Origin of the sequence: Acinetobacter sp. NIPH 2100, from assembly GCF_000369805.1 — a bacterium.
Taxonomy (GTDB): Bacteria; Pseudomonadota; Gammaproteobacteria; order Pseudomonadales; family Moraxellaceae; genus Acinetobacter.
This window is the reverse complement of the sequence record NZ_KB850224.1, coordinates 2,986,201-2,997,264: the sequence shown is the minus strand read 5'-3', so window position 1 is coordinate 2,997,264 and position 11,064 is coordinate 2,986,201. Positions and strand designations below refer to the sequence as shown.

The window sequence follows — 11,064 nt, the reverse complement described above, 5'->3', positions numbered from 1 at the left end:
GCAACGGTTGATCCTGTGACAGGTAACTGGACAGCAAGTGTTGCGGGTAGTGACTTGGTGGCAGATGGTGATACAACCATTGATGCAACAGCAACCTTCACTGATACAGCAGGTAACAGCAGCAATATTACAGATACCCAAGTGTATACAGTGGACATTACGCCACCAAACCCAGCGGGTGCAGTATTGAACATTGATGCGGTAACCGCAGACAATGTAGTGAATGCAGCTGAATCAGCAACGACTGTGACGATTACAGGCACCTTGACAGGTATTCCAGCCGATGCAGCAACGACTGTGGTGACCTTATTAATCAATGGTGTGAGCTATACAGCGACGGTTGATCCAGTAACAGGTAACTGGACAGCAAGTGTTGCAGGTAGTGACTTGTTGATAGATGGTGACCACACTATCGATGCCACAGCAACCTTCACCGATACCGCAGGTAACAGCAGCAACATCACTGATACCCAAGTATATACAGTAGACATTACACCACCGAACCCAGCAGGTGCAGTCATTAACATTGATGCCGTAACCGCAGACAATGTAGTGAATGCAGCTGAATCAGCAACCAATGTGACCATCACAGGAACCTTGACCGGTATTCCTGCCGATGCAGCAACCACGGTTGTGACCTTGTTGATTAACGGTGTGAGCTATACAGCGACGGTTGATCCTGTAACAGGTAACTGGACAGCAAGTGTAGCAGGTAGTGATTTGGTGGCGGATGGTGATAAAACTATTGAAGCAACTGCTACCTTTACAGATACAGCAGGTAACAGCAGCAACATTATTGATACCCAAGTGTATGCAGTGGATCTTACTCCACCAGATACAACAGGCGCTGCCCTAAACATTAATGTGGTGACAGCAGACAACGTAGTCAATGCAACTGAAGCAGCTGCGAATGTTACAGTCACTGGTACTTTGACTGGTATTCCTGCAGATGCAACCAGCACAACGGTCACTTTATTGATTAATGGTGTGCTTTATACAGCAATCGTAAATGCCGTAGCAGGTACATGGACAGCAAGTGTTGCGGGCAGTGACTTATTGGCAGATGCGGATAAGACCATTGCAGCAACTGCAACCTTTACAGATGCAGCAGGCAACAGCAGTACTCTGTTAGATACACAATTGTATGCGGTAGACATTACTCCACCTGATGCTTCAACAACGGGAATCACAATCAACCCGATTACTGGTGATAATGTTATTGATCTGACTGAAGCTGGTTTGAACCAAACCATCAGTGGTACGGTAACAGGTGAGTACACTGTTGGTGATGCAGTCACTGTCAATGTGAATGGCGTTAACCTGTCAACGACGGTACAAGCCGGTGGTATCTGGAGTGTAACAGTTGCAGGTTCTGAACTGGTTGCAGATGTGGATAAAACCATTAATGTGTCGGTTCAAGCAACAGATGCAGCAGGTAACATTGGAACGATCAGCTCGAATGTCAGCTACATCGTAAATACAAGTACTATCGTTGCGTACGACAACGTTGATCATGCGGTGTTAAGCCCACAACCAGCCTTAGTTCAAGATGATGTGAATTTGGGTAGTGCATCCTATCTGTTATTGACATCATTGGCAGGAATCGATCTGCAGCTTGGCGGTAATTCAATTGGCTTCAATGTCGCTGCTAATCATGAAGGTACGGTTACATTCCAGTATAGTGGCTTAATAGATGTTGGTTTACTGTCTGACTATAAATTGGTTGTACAGAAATTTAATACAACCACAAATCAATGGGAATCTATCCATGGTGATAGTGACGCCTCACTTCTTAGCTTACATTTACTCGGACTTGGTATCGGAAATGTACCAGGTGTCGTACTTGAAGGTTTAGATGCAGGTCAATACCGTGGATTCTTAACTTACGACGGTTTGTTAGGGCTTGGTGTTCTCGGCACTCTATCTGCAACCATGGATGATTACGATCTTACTATCCCTGGTGGGTATGAAGTGGGTAATGCCGAAGGTAACGTTGTTCTTGATCCAGATCCAACAGGTCAAGTCGATCAAATCACGCCAAACACTTATGTTTCTTCCGTGAATGGTCATCCGATTGATGCTGATGGAGAAACCTTCACAGGAACTTATGGAACGATTACTTTCCATCAGGATGGTAGCTATACCTATGTACCATTCTCGAATGGTTCAGGTGTGGGTCATACCGATGTGTTCACTTATACCCTAACTGATTCGGTCACTGGTGCGACAACACAAGCCAATTTAACGATTGAGTTTGATACGATTCGCGCTGCGGACAATTTGGTTGAAGTTGAGATTAACCCGCAATATCAATTGGTGGGTACAGAAACTGATTCAGCGTTCTACGGTGTGTTGTTGAATGTTGGAAATCTGGTTGATTTACAACTTCTCACTGTGAATACAGTCGACTTTAACGTCGCTGCTGGGCAAGAAGGGGTTGCAACATTTAGCTTCAATAGCTTGATCGGTGCTTCAGCACTCGGTAACTATAATGTTGTGCTGCAAAAATACAATGAAGTGACAGGACAATGGGAAGCGGTGAATGGTACAGGTGATCGTTCATTACTTAACCTTACCTTGTTGGGAACAACACCTACAGCTCAAATCGCTGGATTGACGGAAGGCGAATATAGAGCGTTCTTATCCTTCAATGGTGCACTAGGTGGTGCGATTGGTGTGACCTTAAACGGTGAAGTTGATCTTTATAACCCTGCTGTTGTAACTGGATACGATGTTGTTGCGGCACATGGTAATTTGATCTCTGATCCAAATACCAATGGCGCGATTGATATCGCTACACCGAACAGTGTGATCAGTGAAATCAATGGTGTTGCAATAACGGCATCTCCAACTACGATTACAGGCACTTATGGTACCTTGGTCATCTATCCAAATGGTGACTATACCTATACACCAAACCCTGCAAGTGCAGGTTTAGGACAAGTGGATGAGTTCACTTATACCTTAAGAGATCCAGCATCTGGTACGACTTCACAAGCAACATTCTATGTTCACCTTGATAGTAAAGTTGTCGATATGAACTGGCCTGCTGATCCATCACAACCTGCAACTGTCAGCATCATTGCTGCAGACGATGCAGTCAATGCTGGAATCACTGCTCAGCCTCATCTCATTGATGATGACCGAGCATTGGGCAGCGCAACTTATCTTGCATTGCTTTCATTGGCTGGTATCAACTTACAGGCACCATTACCATTCGTGAACAGCACGGTGGGCTTCAATGTTGCTGCAGGTGAACAAGGAACAGCAACCTTTAAATACAGCAGTCTGATTAATGAAGGTGCATTGGGCGACTACCAACTTGTGCTGCAAAAATTCAATACGGTCACAGGTCGTTGGGAGTCAGTTACTGGTAGCAGTGAGGCATCCTTACTCAATCTTAGTATCTTAGGCATAGGATTGAATGCTACACCTGGGGTTGTGATTGAAGGTCTGGAAGAAGGTCAATACCGTGCATTTATGACGTATAACGGTCTATACGGTAAGAGTATCTTAGGCACATTGTCAGGTACGATGGATGTCTATGACCCAACACTAGTGGACTACACCGGTGTTGCGACAGAAGGAAACGTGATTACTGGTTTAGGTGTTGGTACGAATGCTGATTCGGTCACAGGTTATACCGTGGTTGGTTCTGTAACATTCAATGGTATAACCACTCCGATCGATCTCACGAATGGCGCAACCATTGTGGGTCAATACGGAACACTGAAAATATTTGCAAATGGTGATTACATCTATACACCGAATAATACCAATGCAAATATCGGTCAGGTTGATCACTTCACGTATACCTTATCCGATCCACTTGGCGGAAACCTTGCCAGTGCAAGCCTTGACTTCACAATTGGTAACAGTGCACCAGTGATTGCAGTAGATGATCTTGCGGTTGCGGAAATCAATCCTGAATATCTACAAATCGGTAATGATGTTGCGGTAGGTAGCTACTTATATCTAGCCTTATTAAGCTTAACTGAGAATTTTGACTTCCAGTTAGGTGGACAAGGTGTTGGCTTTACCTTAACTGATAGCACTTTAAATGATGTGACTTTCAATTACAGTGCGTTAATAGATGCAAGTCTGCTTGCTGACTATGTGCTTGTGGTTCAAAAATTTGATACTGCGACGAATCAATGGGTAGCTGTACATGGTACAGGCGATGCTGATTTACTCAGCCTTGCAGCCTTCGGTGGTAATTCAATCACATTAGATGGATTGGGTGCAGGTCAATACAGAGCCTTTATGACTTATGCTGGTGGTGGTGTTGGAATAAGCCTGTTAGGTACACTTTCTGTTCAAAAAGATGTATTCGATGCGACCAATATTACGGGATACAGCGTTCAAGCTGCGGAAGGTAATGTGATCCATGACATTGGCTTGAATGGACATGCTGATACTGCATCTGGCTTCAGTAGCATCACCAGTGTGATCTTCAATGGCGTGAGCCATGCTGTGAATGTCACTGGTGTTACAACCATTGTCGGTGATTACGGTACATTATCGATTTACGCAAATGGTAATTACAGTTATCAACCAACAGCCAATCCAAATGGTTTAGGACAAGTCGATCAATTCACTTATACATTGACCGATGGTGTGAATAATTCACAAGCAACCTTGTACTTCCATATTGATAGCGATGCTGTCGATATGACTTGGAACCCAACGGATCCATCACAACCTGCTGACATTACAGTGACACCTGTAGATGCACTGGATGATGTGGTTGCTGCGGGTATCGACATTGTTCCACAAGGTCAACTCGGTGTAGCAGTGGGTTCAGCAACCTACTTGTTACTGGTTGGATTAACAGAGAACCTCAATCTTTCCTTGTTAGGCACACCAAGTGTGAAATTTAATATTGCAGCTGGACATGGCGCGGATGTGACATTCTCTTACGCTCCAACCGTTTCACTGTCACTATTTAATGACTACAAAGTGGTTTTACAAGAGAAAGCAGCAGACGGTACTTGGCATAACATCGATGGTGGCTCAAGCACTGGATTACTGAACATTGGTTTATTAGGCAGTGGTGGTATTGGGGTAACTGTTCCTGACTTAGGTCAAGGTGAGTACCGCGCCTTCATGGTCTACACCGGTGTTGGTATCGGTATCTTAGGTACCATGAGTGTGGTTAAAGATGACTTTGACTACAGTGTGGCTCCAACCAATACCGCAGTTGTTGCAACAGGTAATGTGTTGGCTGATGACTCAATTACCTTGACTACGCATGTATCTACAGTGACTTCGGAAATTGTGGGTGCGCCAGTCCAAACGATTGGCACAAGTACAACGATTGTTGGTGCTTACGGTACGCTGGTTATTTCCGCAAATGGTCAATATACCTACACGCCAAATACAACTGACCTCAGTGCAATTGGCAAAGTAGATACATTTACCTATACGGTTCGTGATGTGCTCACTGGTGCAACCGATACCGCGAAATTGCATATCCAAGTGGGTTCACCAGATGTCAAAGTGGTTTGGGATACAGCTAACCCAGCGAATGATGGCACCATTGAGATCGTTGCCAATGCAGATAATGTCACTGCAACGACAGACTTCTCGAATAGCAAAGATGCTGCAGTTGATGTACTGAGTCCTGATATTACAATTAATGGTCTTGGTTTGACTTCCGTCGATTCTAGTACCTTCACCATCGCAGCTGGAACAGTGGGCAGTATCGATCTCGCTGCTGTCTATAAAGTACAACCACTCATTGGCCTGTTACCAACAGTGAGTTATGTGATCCAGATATGGAATGCAGCAACCAGTCAATGGGTTGATACGGTCTATAAAGGGTCTCAAACAGCTTTAGGGAATTTGGCGACGCTTCAAGTTGGTAGTGTGGCTTTCCAAGATACTGTAGAGAATCTTGCTGCTGGCTTATACCGAGTTCATTACGGATTACAAGGCGTCTCAGTTGGAACTACGACCTTAGACACAAGCGTTACGACAACCACAGTTCATTTGAATCAATATAGTTCAGATTGGATCAACGGTAATGTATTGCTTGGAGACACGATTGGTGGAGTAGCAGATACAGGTCTTCTTTCTCATGAAGGTTATAAACTTCAAGTATGGAACAGTGTTTCAGGTTCATATGTGGATGCCTTAGGACAAACGATTAATACCGGAAACGGTGTGTTAATCATGCAGTCAAATGGTGAGTATGAATATCGTCCAAATGATGTCAATGTGACAACGCATCTATCATCAACAGACAGTATTGAATACAAAATCATTTCTGCAACTGGTGTTGAATCAACTGCAACCTTGAATATTAACTTGACGCATCCTGATTACAACTTGCTTTATTCGAGTACTAGTGGCAACGATACATTTACCAGCGCGATCGTCGGCAGTGGTTCAGATACCTTAATTTATCAAATACTGAATGGTACTGCGGCAACAGCAGGTAATGGAGCAAATACAGGCGGTAATGGTGTTGATCATTGGAATGGCTTCGTGGTCGGAAACACTGATACACATGCTGTTAACTATAATGATCAAGCAGATAAAATTGATATTCGTCATCTTTTAGATGGAGATCAAACAGATGGCAATATTGCTGAATATCTCCGTGTAACCAACGTTGGTGGTAATACCGTGATTGGCATTGACCGTAATGGCGCAACTCCAATTTTTGGAAGTAACTATACGGACTTGATTACTTTAGATGGCGTTACAACAAACTTAACCACCTTGTTAAATAACCATCAAATTCTTTACTAATCCAAACCCTTAACTCAAAAAGAGAACCTTCGGGTTCTCTTTTTCATTTTGCGAAGATCATAAAAATATGTGGTATCGTGTTTAAAACACTTAAAAATTCTAAAAATTGAAGCTATGACCATTACAACCATTTCTGCACTCGAGCAATTCAAGCAACAACTCAGTGATCATTTTTTTAAACAGGTTCAGCAACACATTGACGTGTCCAACGCTGTGATTTTTTGTTCCTATGGAGAACAGACGCAACGTTGCCAAGTCTGGAATTCAGCATGTTCAGATTTTTCCAGTATTCAACAAGAATTCTTCGATTTCCTAGCGCATTTATTTGCTTTCGATGCAGACTCTACGACATTTCTTAAAATTGATGTCGCCTTTAATATCCAACAAGAACAATGGCAGGACATCGAACAGACTTTAAAGAATCAGTTCCACAACAATCATTACCGTAAAGGCATCAGTTTCGATGCTGATTTTCAGCAATGTTTTTTGGAACAGGAGCTATACGGTAAGGCAATTATTCGGGCACTCAGCTATAACACACCTAACTTTTTCGATGAGAAAAATTTAAATAGCTGCCTTTTAAAAAAATATCCAAATCAGTATTGCGAGATAAAAATTGAAGATCTTCAACAGCTATGGACTTTTGATACTTTAGCGGTGATCTATGAAGATCGACAGTTGATTCCTCTGCACAGCCAGTTTAGTGCGAATGGGGTACGTTATCTGTTTGAACCAAAGAAACAGCATTTCAAAAAAATGATCGAAGCAAATGCTGAATTTCTTGCTCGGCAAATACAATCGGATGGACGTTTTGCCTATGGTTGTTTCCCAGCCTATGATCGTGAAATTCGTAGCTACAACACGGTTCGGCATTGCACTTCAGTCTATGCATTAATTGAAACACTGATGATCCAACCAAATAAGAAATTGATCACTCAGATTCAGTCTGCCATTGATTATGCGCTACAGCATTTTTATATCGAAAAACAGGCTGAACTGGCTTATATGCTGGATGGTGATGAAGCTAAAGGGCTCGATGAAATTAAGCTGGGTGCCAATGCGGCTGCCATTTTAATGCTAACTAAATACCAAGAAATGACCGGAGATACGGGTTATCTCACCTATGCTCGGCATCTGGCCAATGGGATTTTGTCGATGGTCAATGAAGTAGGCGAAACCACACATGTCCTGCATTATCCAAGCTATGAGATAAAAGAGAAGTTCCGAATTATTTATTATGATGGTGAAGCCGCATTGGCATTATTACGCCTCTATCAACTTTATCCAGATGAGACATTACTGCACACCGTCAAACAGATGTTTGAACGCTTTATGACGCAAAACTATGATCGCTACCACGATCATTGGCTCAGTTACTGTACCAATGAACTGACAAAAATTTGCCCAGAAGAAAAATATTTCCAGTTCGGGCTGAATAATTATTTAAAGCATATGCTGTTTATCCGTAACCGAAAAACAGCCTATGCCACTTTGTTGGAAATGATGATGGCGGCTTATCAAATGGTTGGTCGGATTCGCGCGCTTGGCTTGGAGCAATTATTTGAAAAAGCACAGTTTGAAGAATTGAAAAAACTGATTGAGTTCCGAACTGAGTTTCAACGGACTGGCTTTTTCTATCCTGAAGTGGCGATGTATATGGCACGACCAGATAAAATTTTAAATGCTTTTTATGTGCGACATGATCGTTTTCGTGTACGGATCGATGATCAAGAACATAATCTTTCGGGTTATATTGCCTATGTACAGCACTTTGAAACTGATGCATGAGGCACACCTAAATGAGTATTCCTCAAGAGATTAAAATCATCAGCCATATTGGCAATCAAAACTTTCAGCATTCCATTTGGCAAACTGAAATAGTAGGGGATTGTTCATATTGGATTTTATTACTTCTTGGTTTAGAACGTATTGTCGATGGATCGTTGCAACTCGATGAAGTCGTGACTCATCATGTTCAAGCAAGCGAGGGATTGAACCCTGTATTCGATCATCAATGTAGCATTTTAGAATTATTGCAAGCCTTTGCTTTTACCCATACCCAAGAGCTTCAACAACGTTTCGGCTGTCATTTATTTGGAAGTTGGCAACAGACGCAACTTGAAGTTGCCAAAAAAGCACAACAGTTTGATTTACAATTTTATTCTGCTGATAAAAATGTTAAAAACACGCTCCAAAATATCTATCGCTTGGCTGAACGTATTTTTAGCTTACCGATTGAGTTATTGAAACGGGTTTTTGTAAAAGCATTGAATATCAATGGGCAGGAGATTGCTCCAATCCGTTCATTGTGGACATGTAGACAGTTGGATGCTGTACTTTATCTGAAGGATCAAACGCAAAATTACTACTTTTCTTATCGACATGATAACCAGAGCATAGGTATTTTCCACTTATTGGATCATGTGCATCGTATTGATCATTTAGTGCCATATTCTCATTGTTTTCAGCCGGGTTTATTGCCTGCAAAACAGATTCAAGCCAAAAGTGAGTGGGTTAATATTATTGGGGATACTTATTTTGGTGAATTTTATACCGCTAAAAGAACACGTCAAGGGATCGACGATGCTTTACAGCGTTATGGTTATCAACATTCTTTCGAAGGCATCCAACAATTTTTTGGTCCAGATGATATCAATATTGCCAATCTAGAGGCGGTTTTTAATCTTGATGACGACTCAATTTTAGATGGGAAAAAAGCCTATATCCTTGGTGCGCGGTCTGAGCCAACCTTGGCAGAATTTAAACGTAGGCATATCAATACGCTGTGTTTGGCCAATAATCATTTAAAAGACTATGGGGATGCAAGCCTCAAACATACGTTGGCATTGCTAGAGCAAGCAGAGATTGATTTTATCGGGGCGGGGAGTGATCAGCAGCAAGCACATCAATACCTAGAAATTCAAACCGATGGACAGCGTGTGGCAATTTTCAATGGTTATTGGCATCGGGCAACGGCTTATCAAGATTATGATTTCTATGCCTTGGGGTATGATTCAGGAGTGGCTTGTATCAATGCGATTTTGTTTGAACAAATCATGCAATATCGCCTAAAACATCCACAGCATAAGATCATCGTCATTTGTCATTGGGGTGTTGATTTTAAATCGATCCACCCTGAGCAAGAAAAACTTGCCAAGATACTGACTCAAATTGGGGCAGATCTGGTCATTGGACATGGTGCACATACCATTCAGCCGATACGATTTATTCATCAAAAACCGGTCATTTTCGGCATAGGAAATGGCGTATTTAACAGTAATGGCAATTTTGAAAACTATCAGGCCTTACCTTATGGGGGAATTATTCGACTCAATTTAAAACAATGTCGATTACAGTTTTATCCAATTTACACCCATAACCGTAAAACCTTTTGGCAACCTCGTCCCGTCTATGAGATGCAATTTGAACAAGCTCAATCTGCCTTGACCAGTCAGTTAGAGCAAGCTAATTACACCTTAGGACAGGACCATTTAGGCCATTATATTCAGCTTGATTTTTAAGGATATTGGTTATAGTTATTGAGCATAATATTGAGCTGCTCACGGGTAAAACCAAGGTTGCGTAAGCCACCACTGCCCAAACGACAGTCGTAACTGCTCATGATATTGGTCGGTGTCGTTTTGGTCGCTTTGGGTGAGCACACATGCCCTAAGCCGAAAGCATGTCCCATTTCATGGACACTTGCCGCTTGGGTTTGATAATTCAGTCGTTCCCAATCAATCAAAATAAACGGTTGGCCTTGATTGCGGAATCCCCAACTGGTGATATCTGCATATTTCAATTTTTCGCCATAAGAGTCATAAATAATAAACAGTACTTCCTTGCTTTTTCTACGAGGGAAACAGCTTTTGACTGCACCTGGAAGATTGTCAGGAATCAGTGCTTTCGGTTGATTCAACTGATTGGCAAGATCGCACTTACGTTTGTTAAAGTCTTGATATGAATAGTAACGGTGGATTTTAAACTTAAAGATTTTTTGATTATTTTCATCGACAAAATACCGATTCAATATCGCCAGTTCTTTATAGATCTGTGTTTTGTTATCGAGAGCTTTAATTTCAGGACGGTTGCTGGTCACAATAAAACTGACATTGACCACAGGTAAATCATTGGCATCCAATGGATACTGATATGGAGGCAATTTGACAGGTGTTTTTTGAGTAGTACAAGATGCACTGAAGATCAGACATAATAGGGTCAGGGCCGTAATTTTTAACCGCATTTTGTTCTCTCAAGTTATTGCATTTTAATTATTGTGGTTAGCTTTTCGCATGATTTTTATCATCT

The 11,064-nt window shown here is 42.1% G+C and carries 4 protein-coding genes; 3 read left to right on the top strand and 1 reads right to left on the bottom strand.

Annotated elements, in window-relative coordinates:
• The 3 genes from F887_RS04185 to F887_RS04195 all read left to right on the top strand — a co-directional run.
• The coding region (locus tag F887_RS04185) for a BapA/Bap/LapF family large adhesin (RefSeq protein ID WP_005296248.1) at nucleotides 1-6,756 on the top strand (6,756 nt) is incomplete at its 5' end.
• A gap of 114 nt (nucleotides 6,757-6,870) precedes the next feature.
• Nucleotides 6,871-8,544 (top strand): glycoside hydrolase family protein, encoded by a 1,674-nt coding sequence (locus F887_RS04190; protein ID WP_005296244.1) that lies wholly within the window; start codon nucleotides 6,871-6,873, stop codon nucleotides 8,542-8,544.
• A gap of 11 nt (nucleotides 8,545-8,555) precedes the next feature.
• Nucleotides 8,556-10,277, top strand: a complete 1,722-nt coding sequence (locus F887_RS04195; protein ID WP_005296241.1) for a CapA family protein — start codon at nucleotides 8,556-8,558, stop codon at nucleotides 10,275-10,277.
• Here the strand turns inward: F887_RS04195 and F887_RS04200 are convergent.
• The gene (locus F887_RS04200; RefSeq protein WP_005296237.1) at nucleotides 10,274-10,999 is read right to left on the bottom strand and encodes a zinc metalloprotease; all 726 of its coding nucleotides are present in this window, start codon (nucleotides 10,997-10,999) and stop codon (nucleotides 10,274-10,276) included. The genes F887_RS04195 and F887_RS04200 overlap by 4 nt on opposite strands.
• Nucleotides 11,000-11,064: the final 65 nt, after the last annotated feature.